The organism is Marinibacterium profundimaris (assembly GCF_002210095.1).
Lineage (GTDB): Bacteria > Pseudomonadota > Alphaproteobacteria > Rhodobacterales > Rhodobacteraceae > Marinibacterium > Marinibacterium profundimaris.
In genome coordinates, this window is the sequence record NZ_AQQR01000016.1 from 12,843 (window position 1) to 30,228 (window position 17,386).

18 protein-coding genes are annotated in these 17,386 nt (G+C 60.1%); 12 read left to right on the top strand and 6 right to left on the bottom strand.

The window, feature by feature from the left end:
• Window positions 1–2: 2 nt before the first annotated feature.
• The 4 genes from ATO3_RS22405 to ATO3_RS22420 are packed head-to-tail and all read right to left on the bottom strand — an operon-like array spanning window position 3 to window position 4,594.
• Window positions 3–506 (bottom strand): acetyl-CoA carboxylase biotin carboxyl carrier protein subunit, encoded by a 504-nt coding sequence (locus ATO3_RS22405; protein WP_233152268.1) that lies wholly within the window; start codon window positions 504–506, stop codon window positions 3–5.
• On the bottom strand, window positions 506–1,975 hold the full coding sequence (locus ATO3_RS22410) for an acetyl-CoA carboxylase biotin carboxylase subunit (RefSeq protein ID WP_088652144.1): 1,470 nt from the start codon (window positions 1,973–1,975) through the stop codon (window positions 506–508). Before ATO3_RS22410 ends, ATO3_RS22405 begins: the two co-directional genes overlap by 1 nt.
• Before the next feature lie 12 nt (window positions 1,976–1,987).
• Window positions 1,988–3,787, bottom strand: coding sequence for an acyclic terpene utilization AtuA family protein (locus ATO3_RS22415; protein ID WP_088652145.1), 1,800 nt, complete (start codon window positions 3,785–3,787; stop codon window positions 1,988–1,990).
• A 21-nt stretch (window positions 3,788–3,808) separates the two neighbouring features.
• Complete coding sequence (locus ATO3_RS22420; RefSeq protein WP_088652146.1) at window positions 3,809–4,594, bottom strand: enoyl-CoA hydratase-related protein; 786 nt, start codon at window positions 4,592–4,594, stop codon at window positions 3,809–3,811.
• A gap of 133 nt (window positions 4,595–4,727) precedes the next feature.
• Between ATO3_RS22420 and ATO3_RS22425 the strand changes: the two genes are divergently transcribed.
• The 6 genes from ATO3_RS22425 to ATO3_RS22450 are packed head-to-tail and all read left to right on the top strand — an operon-like array spanning window position 4,728 to window position 9,711.
• Window positions 4,728–5,942, top strand: coding sequence for an acyl-CoA dehydrogenase family protein (locus ATO3_RS22425; RefSeq protein WP_088652188.1), 1,215 nt, complete (start codon window positions 4,728–4,730; stop codon window positions 5,940–5,942).
• 13 nt (window positions 5,943–5,955) lie between these two features.
• Window positions 5,956–7,155: an acyl-CoA dehydrogenase family protein gene (locus tag ATO3_RS22430; RefSeq protein WP_088652147.1), complete on the top strand. Its 1,200-nt coding sequence runs from the start codon at window positions 5,956–5,958 to the stop codon at window positions 7,153–7,155.
• 48 nt (window positions 7,156–7,203) lie between these two features.
• Entirely contained in the window at window positions 7,204–8,019 is an 816-nt protein-coding gene (locus ATO3_RS22435) for an SDR family NAD(P)-dependent oxidoreductase (protein WP_269845430.1), read from the top strand.
• Window positions 8,012–8,815, top strand: coding sequence for an enoyl-CoA hydratase-related protein (locus ATO3_RS22440; RefSeq protein ID WP_088652149.1), 804 nt, complete (start codon window positions 8,012–8,014; stop codon window positions 8,813–8,815). The genes ATO3_RS22435 and ATO3_RS22440 overlap by 8 nt, the downstream gene beginning before the upstream one ends.
• A gap of 12 nt (window positions 8,816–8,827) precedes the next feature.
• Window positions 8,828–9,310, top strand: a complete 483-nt coding sequence (locus tag ATO3_RS22445) for a PaaI family thioesterase (protein ID WP_027264417.1) — start codon at window positions 8,828–8,830, stop codon at window positions 9,308–9,310.
• Entirely contained in the window at window positions 9,310–9,711 is a 402-nt protein-coding gene (locus ATO3_RS22450; protein ID WP_028093915.1) for a PaaI family thioesterase, read from the top strand. The genes ATO3_RS22445 and ATO3_RS22450 overlap by 1 nt, the downstream gene beginning before the upstream one ends.
• On the opposite strand, the gene ATO3_RS22455 is transcribed toward ATO3_RS22450, so the two are convergent.
• Complete coding sequence (locus ATO3_RS22455; RefSeq protein ID WP_233152270.1) at window positions 9,693–11,027, bottom strand: TetR/AcrR family transcriptional regulator; 1,335 nt, start codon at window positions 11,025–11,027, stop codon at window positions 9,693–9,695. The genes ATO3_RS22450 and ATO3_RS22455 overlap by 19 nt on opposite strands.
• A gap of 154 nt (window positions 11,028–11,181) precedes the next feature.
• Here ATO3_RS22455 and ATO3_RS22460 point away from each other — a divergent pair, with 154 nt between their 5' ends.
• The 6 genes from ATO3_RS22460 to ATO3_RS29585 all read left to right on the top strand — a co-directional run bounded on the left by ATO3_RS22460 (window position 11,182) and on the right by ATO3_RS29585 (window position 16,835).
• Window positions 11,182–11,943: a glucose 1-dehydrogenase gene (locus ATO3_RS22460; protein WP_088652151.1), complete on the top strand. Its 762-nt coding sequence runs from the start codon at window positions 11,182–11,184 to the stop codon at window positions 11,941–11,943.
• A 79-nt stretch (window positions 11,944–12,022) separates the two neighbouring features.
• On the top strand, window positions 12,023–13,993 hold the full coding sequence (locus tag ATO3_RS22465) for an AMP-binding protein (protein WP_233152271.1): 1,971 nt from the start codon (window positions 12,023–12,025) through the stop codon (window positions 13,991–13,993).
• Window positions 13,990–14,844, top strand: coding sequence for an SDR family oxidoreductase (locus tag ATO3_RS22470; RefSeq protein ID WP_088652153.1), 855 nt, complete (start codon window positions 13,990–13,992; stop codon window positions 14,842–14,844). Before ATO3_RS22465 ends, ATO3_RS22470 begins: the two co-directional genes overlap by 4 nt.
• Window positions 14,828–15,553 carry a helix-turn-helix domain-containing protein gene (locus ATO3_RS22475; protein WP_088652154.1) on the top strand — a complete coding sequence of 242 codons (726 nt, stop codon included), beginning with the start codon at window positions 14,828–14,830 and terminating at the stop codon, window positions 15,551–15,553. Before ATO3_RS22470 ends, ATO3_RS22475 begins: the two co-directional genes overlap by 17 nt.
• Window positions 15,554–15,574: 21 nt before the next feature.
• On the top strand, window positions 15,575–16,030 hold the full coding sequence (locus ATO3_RS22480; RefSeq protein WP_088652155.1) for a PaaI family thioesterase: 456 nt from the start codon (window positions 15,575–15,577) through the stop codon (window positions 16,028–16,030).
• 265 nt (window positions 16,031–16,295) lie between these two features.
• Window positions 16,296–16,835 carry a DNA-3-methyladenine glycosylase I gene (locus ATO3_RS29585; protein WP_408630826.1) on the top strand — a complete coding sequence of 180 codons (540 nt, stop codon included), beginning with the start codon at window positions 16,296–16,298 and terminating at the stop codon, window positions 16,833–16,835.
• Between the two features lie 87 nt (window positions 16,836–16,922).
• Here ATO3_RS29585 and ATO3_RS22490 read toward each other — a convergent pair whose 3' ends face one another.
• Complete coding sequence (locus ATO3_RS22490; RefSeq protein ID WP_084658444.1) at window positions 16,923–17,351, bottom strand: MarR family winged helix-turn-helix transcriptional regulator; 429 nt, start codon at window positions 17,349–17,351, stop codon at window positions 16,923–16,925.
• Window positions 17,352–17,386 lie beyond the last annotated feature (35 nt).

The following is a 17,386-nucleotide window of genomic DNA, read 5'->3' on the forward strand; positions in this document are numbered from 1 at the left end:
TGTCACTCCTCCTCCGGGGCCAATTGGGCTAGGATGTCTTTCAGACCAAAACTGTCGCCTACGGCGAATGGCATTTCGGCAACAACCCCGCTGCGCGGCGCCACCAGTGTGGTTTCCAACTTCATGCTTTCGATCACCAAAAGCGGCTGGCCTTCCTTAACCGCATCGCCGGGTTTGACCGCAACCGACACCACGACACCCGGCATGGGCGCCACCAATCGGTCGTCGCTCGCGCCACCGTCGCTGCCGGCCAGGCGTTCGGCGGGATCAACCCGTCCGACTTCGTAGGTCCGGCCGTTCATGTGCACAAAAGTTGCTTCCGGCCCCACTGCCAGTCGCAGTTCGCGCACAACACCCTTGGCCCGCAACGTATACCCGCCCGGCAGACCCGTCGGGTCCAATTGGCAGGCAACAGCGCGAGTGGGGGTATGAAGCACGAACCGGCTGCCATCATGACCCAGCCAGCAATCTGTCTCTTCTCCGTCGATTTGAAAAATCCGTTGCATCAGTTTCTCCACCCGCCCATCTTGCGGTACATTTCCGGTATCTGCATGACCTCAATCACCAGCCGCTCGTCCGATAGGGCTGCCGCCGCCATCAGCAGGTCAGTGACATCTTCGCCCGTTGCAGTCAGCGTTTCGGATTGTTCCGCCAGGAACCCGGTTGAAACTTCCCCCGAGGCGAAATCCGGATGAGCTAGGATCGCATCCAGGTAACCGGTGTTGGTCGTCACCCCGAGGACCACATAGTTTTGCACCGCTTGCCGGGCACGGGCGATCGCCTGCGCGCGATCCTGGCCATGCACGATCAGCTTGGACAACATCGGATCAAAGTCGGTCGTTACCTTGCCACCGTCCAGAATGCCGCTGTCCACCCGCACGCCGGGCCCAGTGGGTTCGTCCAGCAGCAGGATATCGCCGACCGCGGGGCGAAAATCGACCGTCGCATCCTCAGCACAGATGCGCAGCTCGATCGAATGCCCGGTTTGAGGAATATCCGCCTGCACGGCGCTCAGCCCGTCGCCCGCCGCGACACGCAGTTGCTCAGCAACCAGATCGAAGCCGGTCACCATCTCGGTCACCGGATGTTCGACCTGAAGGCGGGTGTTCATTTCCAGGAAGTAAAAGGTCCCGTCCTGCGCATAGATGAATTCGACGGTCCCAGCCCCGCGATAGTTGACGGCGCTGGCAATACCTGCGGCGGTTTCGCAGATCTCGTCCCGTTGTTCGGGAGTCAGCGCCGGTGACGGCGTTTCCTCGATAATCTTCTGGAACCGGCGCTGGATCGAACATTCGCGTTCCCAGAAATGGACCACTTTACCCTGCCCGTCGCCCATCACCTGCACCTCGATATGGCGCGGACTTTCAATATAGCGCTCGACGAACAGCCGCCCGTCACCGAAATACCGCTCGCCTTCGCGGCGTGCGGTTTCGATTTCGGTCTCCAGCGTGCTGTCCTCGCGTACGACGCGCATGCCCTTGCCGCCACCGCCGGCCGAGGGCTTGATGAGCAGCGGATAGCCAACGGCGCGGGCGCGTTCGACAAAGTTCGCCGGATCATCATCCTCGATGGCCGAGGGGGCGACGGGAAACCCGCGTTCCTCGACAAAGGCGCGGGCGCGGACCTTGTCCCCCATCAGGTCGATGACCTCGGACGTCGGGCCGACAAAGGTCACTCCGGCTTTTTCCAGCGCCGCGACAAAACCGGCATTCTCTGACAGAAAGCCATAGCCGGGATGAACCGCGTCCGCGCCGATCCCTTTGGCGGCTTCGACGATCTGAGGAATATCGAGATAGGCGGCCACGGGCGTCGGGCCCTCGATCATCACGACCTCATCTGCGATCAGATGCGCCGGCCCCTCTTGCTCGGCGACATGACGCAACACGGCAGTCGCAAGCCCGCGGGCCTTAGCGGTGCGCAACACGCGCGCCGCGATCTCGCCCCGATTGGCGACCAGGAGTTTCGAAATGGTCATGGTGTCGTCCTCTTAGTTCCGGGCCGCGGCATTCAGTCCGTCACGTGCGGCCAGATCGGCTGGCACGGGAATTTCGATATCAAGCAGCATCTGCGCGAACCCTTTGCCCTGCGGGTCTATGCGGACCGAGGCGATGCCGCCACCGCCAAGCGATTCATGCAACAGGAAATTCAGCGAATGGCTTCCAGGCAAGTCGAACCGTTCTACCCTGCCGTCGCAGACATGGGAGAAATAGTCCTTCACCACCTCTTCGCTGAGAGCCGAGCGGATATATGGCAGGTAGTCCGGCTTGCGCGCGAGGATGCCGATATTGGCGATGTCCCCCTTGTCGCCCGAGCGGCCCCAGGCCAAATCGACGAGGCGGACCTTGACAACGTCCGGACCGGGCTCGCGGCTATCTGCGGGCGGTGCGGCAGGCGGATCAAGGTGGACTGGCGTAGTGGCCACGCTCACGGGCACATCCTTGCCGTCGACCTCGACCGCGACGGGGGTTTCGGCCTTGCTCTGAAGGAAGGAAAATAGACGGACCACCGGCTGCACCTTTGGCCGTCCGGCGAAGAACCCGGTCAGACCCTGCGCGGTCGAAATCGCCATCGGTGCGATTTCGCCGGCAAAAATGTTCAGCGCGGCGCGATCGTCATGGACCGCGCCGATCTTGAGCACCACCTCGCGGGTCCGGGCGCGCGCATTTGCGCCATAGGCCGCCTCGGCCCCCAGCACCTCGACGCTGACCTGCCGGAAATCTCCCATGTTGCGGTCGCGGAAAATCCGGCGACAGCGGGTCAGGATCGCCTCGGCCACACGTTCGGCCTTGGCGGGTGCGTCAATCGCAGCCAGTGTCAGGGTAGAGACCGCGCGCCAGCCATCGGCATGGGTCGCCGACACCTTGTAGCTGTCGGTGCGCCCAAGCCCCCTGCCGCCCTTGACCAGCACCCGGTCGGGTCCGACCTGTTCCAGGGTGACCCCGGACCAGTCGCAGATCACGTCGGGCAACAGGTAGGCGCGCGGGTCCCCGATTTCATAGAGCATCTGCTCTCCGACTGACCCGGGCACGACCAGCCCGCCGGTGTCAGGCGTCTTGGTCATGATGAAACTGCCGTCTTCGGACACCTCGACGATGGGCATGCCCATATTGTCCCAACCCGGCACGTCCTGCCAGTCGGTGAAGTTGCCGCCGGTTCCCTGGGGGCCGCATTCGATCAGGTGGCCGGCCAGCGATCCCTGGCTGAGCTTGTCCCAGTCATCGTCGCCCCAGCCGTATTCATGCATCAGGGGACCAAGCGCGACCGCGCTGTCGGCGCAGCGTCCGGTGATCACGATGTCGGCCCCGGCATCCAGCGCGGCAGCGATGGGGCGGGCACCCAGATAGGCATTCATGCTCCAGATATCATCTGGAAATGCGACACCCGAGAACATTTCCGTCTGACCGTTTTTGCGAATTTCATCGGCCCTGGGCAACAGGTCATCGCCTAGCACGACTCCGATGGACAGATCGATTCCGGCCTGGGCGGCGGCTTTGGCAAGCGCATCGCGGCAGCCACGCGGGTTCACGCCCCCTGCATTGGCAACGACCTTGATCCCTTTTGCCTTGATATCCGGCAACCAGGGTGCCAGCGCCTTGACGAAGTCCGGCGCATAGCCCGACTCGGGCGCTTTGGCGCGGGCCCGCGCCATCAGCGACATTGTCACCTCCGCCAGATAGTCAAACACCAGATAGTCGATCTCGGCCTTTGAGACCAGTTGACCGATCGCTTCCGGCGTATCGCCCCAGAAGCCCGACGCGCATCCGATGCGCAGCTTTCGTTCCGACATATTCCTCTCCTCCCCGTTTGATCAGCGGCCCGTCCATTCAGGTTTGCGCTTCTCAATAAAGGCATCAAAGCCTTCGCGCGCGTCTTCGGTCTGTGCTACTCGCGGTAACAGTGTTTCTGCAAACCGCATCTGCTGCGGATAGGTCATGTCCTCCATCGCGTGACAGGCGTATTTTCCCAGCCGGATCGCGCTCGGCGATTGCGCAGCAATCTGGGCAACCAGTTCTGCAACCTTGTCGTCCAACCCCACGGCATCGGTCACATAGTTGACCAGATTGAACTGCAGGGCTTCCTCGGCCGTCAGAGGAACGCCGGTGATGAACATCTCCATCAGCCTCCGCCGGGGCAGCACGCGCATCATGGGTGGCACGATCGTCATGGGAAACAGACCTACCTTCACTTCCGGCGTTCCGATGCGGGCATGATCCACCATCACAGCCAGATCGCAGGCACAGATGATGCCCGCCCCCGCCCCCATCGCGATGCCATTGATGCGCGCGATCGTTGGCTTTCGGCACGCCTGTATCGTCTCGAACAACCTTCCGGCAAAATGATCCGGGTCCGCCGGATCCTGAACAAACGGGCCGCCATCCGCCCCCGCCTTGATGTCGCCCCCGGCACAGAAGGCGCGCTCGCCCTCGCCGGTCAGAACGATCACGCGACAATCGCTGTCCCTCTCGGCAGCACATACGGCGGCAATGATCCCGTCTGCGACCTCACGGTTGAGGGCATTTCGATTATCAGGACGTCGAATCGTGATACGCACTTCTTTGCCGAGCGCCTGCGATTGAACAACGCTCTCAGTCATTTCCGAAGCTCCCCCCTGTATTTAGGACACCGCGCTTTCTTACGTCAGGTCGTCAAAAGCTTGGCTTGATCTATTTTCTAACATGTGTTTGATTTTGGTCAACACGGCGGACGACATTTTTCGGGAGGATGATATGACGACTCAAAGTGAGGCTCTCGCGGCTGATCTGAAGGCCATCAGGGCAAACTATTCGTTGACCGATGAGCAGCGCCAGATTGTCGATCACGTGGATCGAGTATCGCGCGAGGTGCTGCATCCGCTACAGGCGCGCATGGACGAAGAGGAGTGGTGGCCCGACGATCTGTTCAAGCAGATGGGCGAACTGGGCCTTCTGGGCATCACCGCGCCCGAGGAGCTGGGTGGCTCCGGACAGAATGAATTTACCCAGGCGCTGGTCTCTGAGGTGATATCAAAATGGAACCCTGCCGTGGGACTGTCACATGGCGCACATGACAACCTGTGCCTGAACAACCTTCTACGCAACGGCTCGGAGGAGCAGGTCAAGAAATATGTGCCCGGCCTATGCTCGGGCGACTTGGTTGGTGCTCTGGGTTTGACAGAGCCGGGCGCGGGGTCAGATGCGCTTGGGTCCATGGCGACCACCGCGCGCCGCGACGGCGACGACTATATCATCAACGGCTCGAAGATCTACATCACCAACGGGCCGATTGCCGATGTGATCCTGCTTTATGCCAAGACCGACAAATCGAAGGGCGCCAAGGGCATTTCTGCTTTCATCATCGAGACGGACAATCCTGGTTTCAAGGTGGCGCAAAAGCTTGACAAGATGGGCTTCCGCGGCTCGCCAACCGGAGAACTGGTGTTTGAGGATTGCCGCGTACCCGCATCCGCCATGGTTGGACAGGAAAACACCGGCGTTTCGGTGGTAATGAGCGGACTGGATCTGGAACGCGCCATGGTCGCATCGGTCTGTGTCGGCATGGCCGAACGCGCGCTGGAACTGGGGCTGGAATACGCCAAGATTCGCGAACAGTTCGGCAAGCCAATTGCAAGTTTCCAGATGATGCAGTCGAAACTGGCCGAGATCTACACCGAGGTCGAAACGGCACGCGCCTTCGGGTATCGGGCGCTGGCCGCCTGTACGGGCCTGCCGAAAGGCGCCGGGGGCCGTGGCGAAATCCACAAGCTGACCGCGGCGGCCTGTCTTTACGCAGGCGAGGCATTCAACAAGGCGGTCACCGAAGCCTGCCATATACATGGTGGCTCCGGCTACATGCAGGACACCGAAATCAACCGGCTCTACCGCGCCAACAAGCTGTTGGAGATCGGCGCTGGAACAAGCGAAGTCCGCAAGATCATCATTGCCGAAGAACTTTTGCGCGCCTGAGGGAGACGAGACCATGAACAAGCAACTGCGCAACGATACCGCTCTGCCGAGCCATTTCATGACGGACGAACAGCAGGCGCTGGCCGATCAGGCTGGTAAGTTCTTCATGTCCGAGTTCCACCATCTGAACGCGGAAATGGACGACACCGACGATTTACCCCCTTCGGTTTTTCCAAAGCTGGGCGAAATGGGCTATCTGGGCCTGAACGTGCCGCCGGAATTCGGCGGCGCGGGGCTGGATTTCACCTCGGCCTGCATCATCACCGAAGAGCTGTCGCGCGCCTCCGCGGCCATCGGGCTGACCCATGTGGCCCATGACAACTTGTGCGTCAACAATATCTACCGCAACGCCAATGACGATCTGCGCCGCAAGTATCTGCCGGGGCTTTGCAATGGCACGCTGATCGGCGCCCTGGGTCTGACCGAACCCGGCGCGGGGTCTGATGCGCTTGGCTCGATGCGGACCACGGCCAAACAAGATGGTGACGACTACATCCTGAACGGCGCCAAGATCTACATCACCAATGGGCCGATTGCCGATCTGGTCCTTGTCTATGCGAAGACTTCGCCGGAAAAGGGCGCCAAGGGCATTTCCGCCTTTATCGTGGAAACCGACACGCCCGGTTTCAAGGTGGCACAGAAGCTCAACAAGATGGGATTCCGCGGCTCGCCGACGGGCGAACTGGTATTCGAAGATTGCCGTGTTCCGGCCAGAAACATGGTCGGCAAGCTGGATGGCGGGGTTGCCGTTACCATGTCCGGACTTGATCTGGAACGTGCCATCGTCTGTTTCAACGCCTTGGGCATTGCGCAGCGGGCGCTGGATATTTCCATCGATTATGCCAAGACACGCCAGCAATTCGGCAAACCGATCGCCAGTTTTCAGATGGTTCAGGCGATGCTGGCCGACATGTATACGCAGATCGAGGCCGCGCGCAGCCTGTCCTTGCGCACCGCAGCCATGTGTGAGGGCCTCGAAGAGGGCGAAGGCGGGCGCGGCGAAATCCACAAGCTTACCGCTGCGGCGATCTACAAGGCCGCTGAGGCGACATCCTTCGTGCTCGACAGGGCCGTCCAGATTCACGGCGGCTCGGGTTACATGCGTGATACAGAAGTGAACCGGCTGTACCGGACCGGTCGCGTACTTGAGGTCGGCGCAGGCACCCAAGAGGTTCGCAAACTCATCATCTCTGGCGAATTGCTGAAGAACTAGGGGCGGAACATGAGCGAAGCGAAATCAAGGCGTTACGCGTCGGATCTCATGGCGGGCCAGGTTGCCCTGGTTACGGGATCCGGATCTGGAATGGGCCGGGCGACGGCGATCGAAATGGCCGCTTGCGGGGCCAGGCTTGCGCTGTTCGCGCGCCGCGAAGAGCCGCTGGAAGAGACCGCCGAAATGATCCGGGCGGCGGGGGGCGAGGCCTTTGTCGTGCCCGGAGACACCCGCGACGAAGACAGTATCGAAACTGCGATGGGGCGGATCAAGGACCACTATGGGCAGTTGGATGTTTTGGTGAACAATGCCGGCGGTCAGTATATCGCGGCCGCCCGCGATATCACCAACAAGGGCTTTGAAGCTGTGATCCGCAACAACCTGATCGGGTCTTGGCAAATGACCCGCGCCGCTGCCGATCATTTCATGTACGAAAATGGTGGATCGGTTGTGTTTGTCACCGCCATCTCGGCGCGCACCGCGCTCACCGGCTTTACACACACCGTCGCGGCCCGCGCCGGTGTGACGGGCATGATGAAAACGCTGGCCGCCGAATGGGGCGAGTACGGCATCCGGCTGAACTGCGTTGCACCGGGCACGATCAAGACCGATGCGCTTGGCCGCTATCCCATTCCGCCGGAACAGTGGAAAAAGCTGAACCGTTCGGTCCTGAACCGGATGGGCGCGGCCGAGGACATCGCAGGCACGATCATATTCCTGGCTTCGAAACTTGGCGGTTTCATTACCGGCGAGGACATCTATGTAGACGGCGGTGAGACCCTGCACATGGGTCATGACGCGCGGGACATGATCAACCCCGCGATGTTCGAGAAACGCGAACGGGGAGATGGCAAGAATGAGTAAACACCCAGTCCTTCTGGAGATTTCCGACAGGATCGCCACGGTAACGCTGAACGACCCCGAGCGTCGCAATCCGGTTACCGGGAACGACATGATCGCTGCCCTTCTGGAGACCTTCGCCAAGGTGCAGGCCGATCCGCAGGTCAGCGTGATGATTCTGACCGGGGCCGACCCGGCCTTTTGTGCCGGCGGGGACATCAAGGAGATGAACGATCCCGACAGTGTGTTCCGCAAGGAGCCGCTGGCGGCGGCGCAGAGCTATGTTGATGGGGTGCAGCGGCTGCCGCTTGCGCTCTACAACATGGATATTCCGACCATCGCCGCAGTCAACGGCCCGGCGGTGGGCGCGGGGTGCGACCTGACCATGATGTGCGACATGCGCATCGCTTCGGAAAAAGCAAGGTTCGGCGAGGTGTTTCTGAATCTCGGAATCATTCCGGGCGATGCGGGCAGCTGGTTCCTGTTGCGTCGTCTGGGCCACCAGAAGGCCGCCGATCTGACCTTCTCAGGGCGCATGGTCGAGGCCAAGGAAGCGCTGGAGCTTGGTATGGTGCTTGAACTTGTGCCTCATGAAAAATTGATGGAACGGGCCCGCGAACGGGCCGCTGTCATCGCCGCGAAACCGCCGCGCGCGGTGCGGGTCGCCAAGCGTCTGATGCGCAATGCCGAACGGATGGACCTGCCGGATTTCCTGAATTCCGCGGCGGCCTATCAGGCGCTCATGCATCAGACCGAAGACCACCACGAGGCGGTTGCTGCGTTCGTCGAAAAACGAAAACCCAATTTCACGGGGCGTTAAAGGAAAGATCGCATGTCAGACATCACCCAAAAGAAGATGGAGCAAATCGCGCAGATGTGGAATGCGCGCGGCAAGGGTCTGATAACGCATATGGCGCTTGAGATCGAAGAGGTCTCGACCGAAGGTGTTCGGGTTCGGATGCCGTTCAATCCGGACTTTTGCGTCGATGCGGAACAATCACTGCTCCACGGTGGTATCCTGACGGCACTTCTGGACAGTGTCTTTGGACTGGCGAACTTTGTTGCCATCGAAGGCGTCAGTACCATGGCCACTCTTGACCTCAGAGTTGATTACCTGCGCCCGGCCCGTTCGCGCGCGGATGTCATCGTTCAAGCGCATTGTTTTCGCAAGACCCGTCACATCGCCTTCAATTCCGGCAGCGTCTGGTTCGCGGGCCATGAGGATGCTGAAATAGCCAGGGGAACCGCCTCGTTTGCATTGACGCGCGGCGAAACCAGCCTGTTTGACGCAATGACAAAAGGAAAAACCTCGTGATGGACGTGCAAACTGTCAATGCCAATGTATCCCGGGTGCCGTTCTTCCGATTTCTCAACTTTGAGGTCAGAAGTCTAGACAGTCTCCATGCTGAGGCGGAAATGACCTTTGATGACCGCCATATCGGTAACCCGATCATGGAGTACTACCATGGCGGCATAATCGCGAGTTTTATGGAGGCCACTGCCGCCATCGCGGTACAGCCCGATTTCGCCGACGTTCCGGCCAAGCCGATCAACCTGACCGTCGATTACCTCAGACCCGGTGTGAAGGGACCGCTTTTTGCCCGCGCTAACGTCACGCGCAAAGGCAAGCGGATGGCAAGCGTCAGCGTGCTCAGCTGGCAGACGGATCGGGAAAAGGCGGTTGCCGAAGGGCTGTATCACTTCCTTCTGGTCTGACCGGGGCAACCGCTTTCAGGGCTACCTTGTCCTGTGGACGGGGCCGCTTCCCGGTTACAAATGCCTTCCAGTAACAGATTGATGAGCATGCTGGAGAATTCAGGCAGTGATAGATATCCTTCCACTCCTGCCTTGTTCGGGTCGAACCATTCCACCGTCCAGTTTAAGGCACCCAACATCACCTGGCGCAAGGGGACGATCTTGATATCCGACCGTATGGCACCGTCGTCCTGAGCTTCACGGAGTATCCAATCCCAGAGTTTTCCATACTCATGGCGAATACCCCTGTGCCTCTCCCTGAAATGATTGGGGAGCATTCCATAACTTCGGATGTTCGCCGAGGTAAATTCGCTTGCCTTGAAGAGGAAATCCAGGTGCGTCCAGATTGCGGTCGCTATCCTGGCGTGATGATCGTAGGGGGCATCGAATTGCCGAACGGCGGCTTCGACACCTGATAGCAGGTCCTTTAGTCCGACGTTCAGCACTTCGTCAACGATCGCGTCCTTGGAATTGAAGTGGTAATAGACGCTGCCCGCTTTCAAGCCAGCATTGTCCGCGACCTTTCTCAGAGTCGTCGCCTTGTAGCCATTGTCCCTCAGAACGCGCGCTGCGGCCGTTAGTATTTCTGCACGGGTCTTAGCCGCCTTGCTGCCAGGGTCCGGAGTTTTGACGGGAGTGGCGGGACACAGCTTCAAGCCTTCTGTATCAGCACTGTCATGCAAACACATTCCGTCAAGTATCAGCTTACTCATTCGTTCCGCGAGGATGCGCACCGGATACTTGTCGACATCGTACCATTCCACGGTCCAGTTCATGGCACTCAGGATGAACTGGCGGATCACAGCAGTGGATATGTCACTTCGAAGGTGGCCGGCGCGTTTGGCGTCATTCAGGAATTTGCCCCAGGCACCTGCATATGATGCACGCAATTCGCGATGCGGGGCGCGTGTTTCGTCCGACAACATCGGATAGTTCCGAATATTAGCTGACGTAAAGTCACTGTCGGTCAACAGATAGGTAAGGTGTGTTTCAATCAGGGTTCCGAAAGTCTTGCGAAAATCCTCCGAACTTGTCGGTGCCGGCCGAACGATTTCACTGACCGTCTGATATAGTTGACGGACGCCAATTTCGAGAACTTCGCTCAGAATTTGGTCCTTGGATTGAAAATGGTAATAAATGCTGCCGGCCTCAATGCGGGCTTCCTGCGCGATGTCGCGCATCGTCGTTGCATGATAACCTTGATACCGAAAAAGTCGCGCGGCCGCAGCGAGTATGGCTTCGCGGGTCCTCTCCGACTTGCTTAGATCGTCATACACTATCTTGGTATCTTCACTCTGTCGTGCCATCCATTGTCGATACTTGTTGGCCCTGTGGCTGTCCATTGCAATAAATCTAACAGACGTTAGAATACATCCGAGAGAGTGTCGAATCAACTCTTTTCAAGGTGCAACGGAAGAGGAGGACCTCCACATGCGAGGATTGAGTGGAAAACGGGTCGTCGTGACCGGCGGTGGGAGCGGCATCGGCCGAGCGGTTTGCGAACGGTTCGGCGCAGAGGGCGCCGAAGTTGCCGTTTTCGATCTGAACAAGGATGGGGCGGATGAAACTGTCCGACTGATCATCGACGCGGGTGGAAAGGCCCAGGCCTTCAAAGCGGACATCACCGATCGTTCTCAGGTCGACATGGCAGTGGCCGCGTTCGAGGCCGGAGGCCCGATTGACGTGCTGGTGAACAACGCCGGCTGGGACGTGATCAAACCGTTCCTCGATACCGATGCCGATCTTTGGAAAAAGGTCATCGACATCAATCTTTATGGCCCGCTCAACATGCATCACGCGGTGCTTCCGGGCATGGTCAAGAACGGCAGCGGCCGCGTGGTCAATATCGCGTCCGACGCCGGACGCGTCGGATCATCCGGCGAGGCTGTGTATTCGGCCTGCAAAGGTGGCATCATCTCGTTTACCAAGACCGTGGCGCGCGAACTTGCACGCAATGGCATTCAATTGAACGCGGTCGCCCCCGGACCGACCGACACGCCTCTGTTCGCGCAGGTTGCCGAAGGCGAGGCCGGTCAAAAGATCGCTGAGGGTCTCAAGCGGGCGATTCCGATGAAGCGCCTGGCGCAGCCGTCAGATTACCCGGGCATCATCTGTTTTCTGTCGTCCGACGACGCGGGATTCATCACCGGTCAGGTGATTTCGGTTTCGGGCGGCTTGTCCATGCACGGTTGAAACGCTGACAGCTGCGACGGAGACAAGGCGCTGCTGCCAAACCGTGCCAAGAGTTACTCCTCGACTGGCCGCGCCTTATGTGCGGCCCCTTTTTATTGTAGAAAGGTTGCGAATGTTTCAGCCAAGCTCTGAAATCCAGCGAACAAGCACGCTGACCGCTTTTCTGAATGACTGTGAGATTGACAGCTACGAGGAGCTCGTCGGCCTATCGAACGAAGAGCCCGAATGGTTCTGGGGCCGGATCATCGACCATGCCGGCATGCGGTTCGCGCAGCCTTACACCCGGTTGCGAGATATCTCCACAGGGCCCGAATCGATCAGATGGGCCGTGGGAGGCACGTTGAATCTGACAGAAACCTGTCTTGACGCCCGAATTGCCGATGGCCTGGGCGACAAGACCGCAATCGACTGGGTCGGTGAAGACGGAAGCCGCCGTCGCTGGACCTACTTCGACCTTGCCGCCGAAGCCTCCCGCGTCGCCTCGGCCCTTGCCGCGCGCGGTGTAATGCCGGGTCAGGCGGTGGGCATTTGTATGCCGATGATCCCCGAAATCGAGGCCGCGCTTCTGGGTATCGCGCGGCTGGGCGCGGTTGCGGTACCGCTGTTCTCCGGCTTTGCGCCCCATGCCATCGTATCGCGCCTGAGCGATGCGGATGCCGTAGCGGTGTTGACAGCGGATGCCACACCCCGACGAGGCAAGCCGGTCTGGATGGAGGCGACCCTTGCCCAGGCTTTGACCGACGTACCATCGGTTCATACCGTTATCAGCCTGCGACGGTTCGGCGGTGCAGTGGCCGATCCGGTCCGCGATCTGGACTGGAGCGAAACCATAGGCCGCGCCAGTCCGGAGTTTGCCGCCGTTCCGGTCAAGGCCGAAGACACCTTTCTGATCGCCTATACTTCGGGCACCACCGGGCGGCCCAAGGGCGTCGTGCATACCCATTTGGGCGTGCAGGCGAAGGCCACGGCCGATATCCTGCTTTGTCTCGACATGAAACGGGACGACCGGCACCTCTGGATGACCGACATGGGGTGGGTCATGGGACCGCTCACCCTATTGTCGGTGCTCTTGGCCGGTTCGACTCTGGTACTGGCCGAGGGCGCACCATCAATGTCCGGCGATCCCTTCAGGCTGCTGCGTCTTGCGTCCGAAATGGAGGTCACACATCTCGGCGTGGCCCCGACTCTGATACGGCAGTTCATGACGCAGGATACGGAAACTTTGTCGGGCTACGACCTGTCGCCCCTGCGGATTGTCGCCTCGACCGGTGAACCTTGGACCGACGACGCCTGGCTCTGGCAGCTCGATCATATCTGCCGCCGCCGCGCCGTGCCGCTGAACATCTCGGGCGGGACCGAGCTTTTTGGCGCGATCCTGACCTCGACCGTGCTACACGAGATCAAGCCCGGCGGATTTTCGGCCCAGGCACTTGGCGTCGGCGCCAAGGTGCTGCGGGAAAACGGCAGTGAAGCCGCGCCGGGCGAGGTGGGGGAACTGGTGGTGACTCAACCGCCTTTGGGTTTGACCCCGGCCATCCGGGGCGACCGCGAGCGCTACCTTGAAACCTATTGGTCCACCTTCCCGGGCATGTGGCGACACGGAGATTGGGTGCGCTGCGATCCGGACGGGACATGGTATATCCTGGGCCGGTCCGACGACACGCTGAACATCGCCGGCAAACGCATCGGCCCGCCCGAGATTGAGGCGGCCCTGACCGAAACCGGAGAGGTGGTGGACGCCGCTGCCATTGCTGCACCCGACGATATCAAAGGCGTGGCCGTCGTCTGCGTCTGTGTGGCAGCCCAGGGCGTCACGCCTGACGCAGAGCTTGTGGAGCGGCTCAAGGATCGGGTCGGAGAGATCGTCTCGAAACCCTTCCGCCCGCGCGAGATCCACTTTGTCGAGGCCCTGCCCAAGACCCGCAGCATGAAAACCATGCGCCGGATCGTGCGCGCGGCCTTTCTGGGCGAAGATCCGGGCGATCTGTCGTCGATCAGCAACCCGGAAACCATTCAACCCATCGCAGACCTGCAAAAGGAAAAGCCATGATCACTGTTTTCGGAGCCACGGGCACCACCGGCGCCCCTCTTGTCGATACGCTTATGGCAAAAGGCGCGACCGTGCGTGCTGTCACCAGCGACCCTTCCAGGCTCGATGCGCTAAAAGCCAAAGGATGCGAGGCGGTCGTTGCGAATTTCACGGACCCTGCCGCGCTGGCGCGGGCCTGTGACGGGGCAGAAAAGATATACCTGGTCACGCCTGCCCATCTGGACATGCGTCAGTGGAAGGCGAATGTGATCGCGGCGGCCAAGACCGCGGGGGTGCGCCATGTTGTCGTGGCCACCGGGCTTGGCGCCTCGCCCAAGGCGGGGCTGACATTTGGGAAATGGCATTCCGAAACCCAGGAACTGCTGAAGCAAAGCGGCCTTGACTGGACCTTCGTCCAGCCGACCTATTTCATGCAGAACCTGCTCTGGCAGGCCGGCAATATTGCAAAAGATGGGGTCTATTACGACGATCTGGGCGGCCCTGTGGCCTGGGTCGACGCCCGCGACATCGCGGATGTCGCCGCCGAGGCGCTGACCGCTCCGGGGTACGAAGGCAAGGCTCTTGGTCTGACCGGGCCCGAAGCTCTTACCGGAGAAGATATCGCCGCCCTCCTGTCCAGGGTGACCGGGCGCACTGTCACCTGCGCACCCCTGTCGGCCGAAAATGCCAAGGCGGGCATGGTGGCTGGCGGAATGCAGGACGAGGTCGCCAGAGCCATGGTCGAATTGGCTTCCATCGCGCCCAAGGGCTACCTTGCCGGCATCGAGACCACGGTCAGCGATGTGATGGGACGCCCGGCGCGCCGATTTGCCGATTTCGTCGCCGAGAACCGGGATGCTTTCGTCAAGTAACCTGATGGCGCCGCCGCTTTATCTCGAACTGGCGCCGCCTGAGGAAGCGGCCAAACAGATCGACCATTTGTTCGTGTTCCGCGATACCGGTGTGCTGAGCGGTGGTGGACGCGGGCGGTTCGCAACCGACCTCTTTACCCTTTCGGTAACGCGCGACGACAGCGGCGGCGGGCGCGTATCGCTGGCAGAACCGCGCCCCTATTTTTCGCCCCGCCCAAGGCCATTCCAGGGTGTCGTGGCCGGGCTGCGACTGTCGTCACGACCGCAGCGATTTCCCGACTCCACAGGGCTGGACATGCTGGCCTCAGAACTGGCCCGGATTCAGACCGGGGACGATGACCTGCCTGCGCTCATCGCGGTGCTTGACGGCCTTGCGAGAGACCTGCGCTTTGCCGCACCAACCGGAGCTTACAGCGACCGGACCAAACGTCGAAAGGTGCGGGCGGAAACCGGCGTGTCGCGGCGGCGGCTTGCGACCTTGCGACGCTTTCGCCGGGCTCTCGGGCAGCTTGCGTCAAAGACCCTGCCGCTGAGCGATCTGGCGCTGGACGCCGGATATTACGATCAATCTCACTTGTCCGCCGCTTGCCGGATCTTCGCCGGCAAACCGCCCGGCGCGTTGCGCGCTCTGTCTATTCCGCGTCGTTTTGACCTTTTGCTACAAGATACGCGCCTCAAAGACCGCCTAAGATTGGTCATTGACGAATGAAATCGAAGAGGAAGACCCGCCATGACACAATTCAAACCGAAAAACCCCGACTATGACGCACGCGTGCGCAACAGTTTCGATCGCCAGAAGGCAATGAACACGTTGGGGATCAGCATTGCCGAGTTGTTACCCGGCCGCATCGTTCTGGAAATGGCACATCAGGTTGCACTGACCCAGCAGCATGGGTTTTTGCATGCCGGAATCGTGTCGACAGCGCTGGACAGCGCCTGCGGATACGCGGCCTTTTCGCTGATGCCAGCGGACGCGGCAGTGTTGACGGCCGAATTCAAGATCAACCTACTCAACCCGGCGGACGGCGCACGGTTTCGCTTCGTCGCTGACGTGGTGAAACCAGGCAGGACGCTGACCATATGCGAGGCGCGTGCCTATGCCGTGAAGGGCCAGGATGAAAAGCTCGTCGCAACGATGACCGGAACGCTCATGGCGCTGATCGGGCGGGCGGGGGTCGCGGACTGAGCGCAACCCGGCCGCAGCACATCCGATCCGGGCGGCCGGGCCGATTATTCAGACAGCTGGATCAGCTGTTCCAGCGGCTCGCGACCTCGGCCAACCGTTTCCCGTAGGCTCGCGCGGTATCCAGATCGCCGCCAGCAGGTTCAGACCTGCCAAGCGGTAATGTTAGCCTTTAGCAGTGCGGTCGCCGATTGTCCGTCGTCAGGGTTTTTCGGAGAGCTGAGACTGTATCGTAACGGAGGATCTGGTTCGGTTTCTGTTCAAGTTTATGCTGCAGCGGCCTGATGCTGCAACCGTAATTGGAACGGATGGACGCCCACGGTGCCGATGGGCTGCCGTCACGCCGGAGTTTCCAGTCAGGGCTGAGCTGGCGCACCATTCTGGCCAAGCGCGAGAATTTTCGTGCTGCCTTCGCCGGGTTCGACTTTCGGGAGTTGCGAACTTTGACGACAACGACATTGAGCGCCTACTTGCCGATGAAGGAATTGTTCGCTATCGAGGCAAGATCGAAGCCGTGATCAACAACGCTCGCCGTACTTTCGAGGTCGTCCAAGAGGAAGGCTCCTTCGCTGCATTCATCTGGCTATATGAACCTGCCAAGGACGACGCACTGCCACAAATGCGGTCCAAATCACCAGCGTCCGAGACCCTGTCCAAAGATCTACGAAAGCTTGGCTTCAAATTCGTGGGACCGACCACCGTATATGCATTCATGCAGGCCATGGGATTTATCAACGATCACGCAGAAGTCTGTTGGATGCGAAAGGACGTCGGAACAGCCCGAAACACCCTTCGCACACCGACATAGGCAACTGTCGGCCAATTAACGTGAAAAAAATCAGGGCCACTTAGCGTGGAAAGTCACAGACAGGTTTCGCGTCAGTCGACCGAGACTTCAGAGCCTTGAGAGTAGCGTGGCCAATTGAGCGGCGTCTTTGGGTTTCAGCTTTGCGCCGATCCTTTCCGACAGAACCCGTTCATAGATCGGCCACATCGCCCTCCTGACAGATTTACCCTTTTCAGAGATAGAAATGTTTTGACCTCGCCCATCTTCCGAGCAGTTCCGTCGGTCCACCAGCCCTGCTTTCACCATGCGGTCCAGCAACCGCGATGTACCGTATTGGGGTAACAAAATCCGGTCTTTGAGTTCGAATGGACGGAGTCCGTCCGGGCCTGCCTTCTCGAGTTCGAGAAGCGCGTCATACCATGCAAGTGGCGGGTATCCTGCCGATTTCAGAGACGATTCGACAGCCTCAAGCAAAACGCGGCTTTTAGTCATGAGGGCTGTCCAGGCGGCCTCAGTAGCATGGTCAATCTCGTTCATATCCAGCACATATCATATACATGTAAGTGCATCAA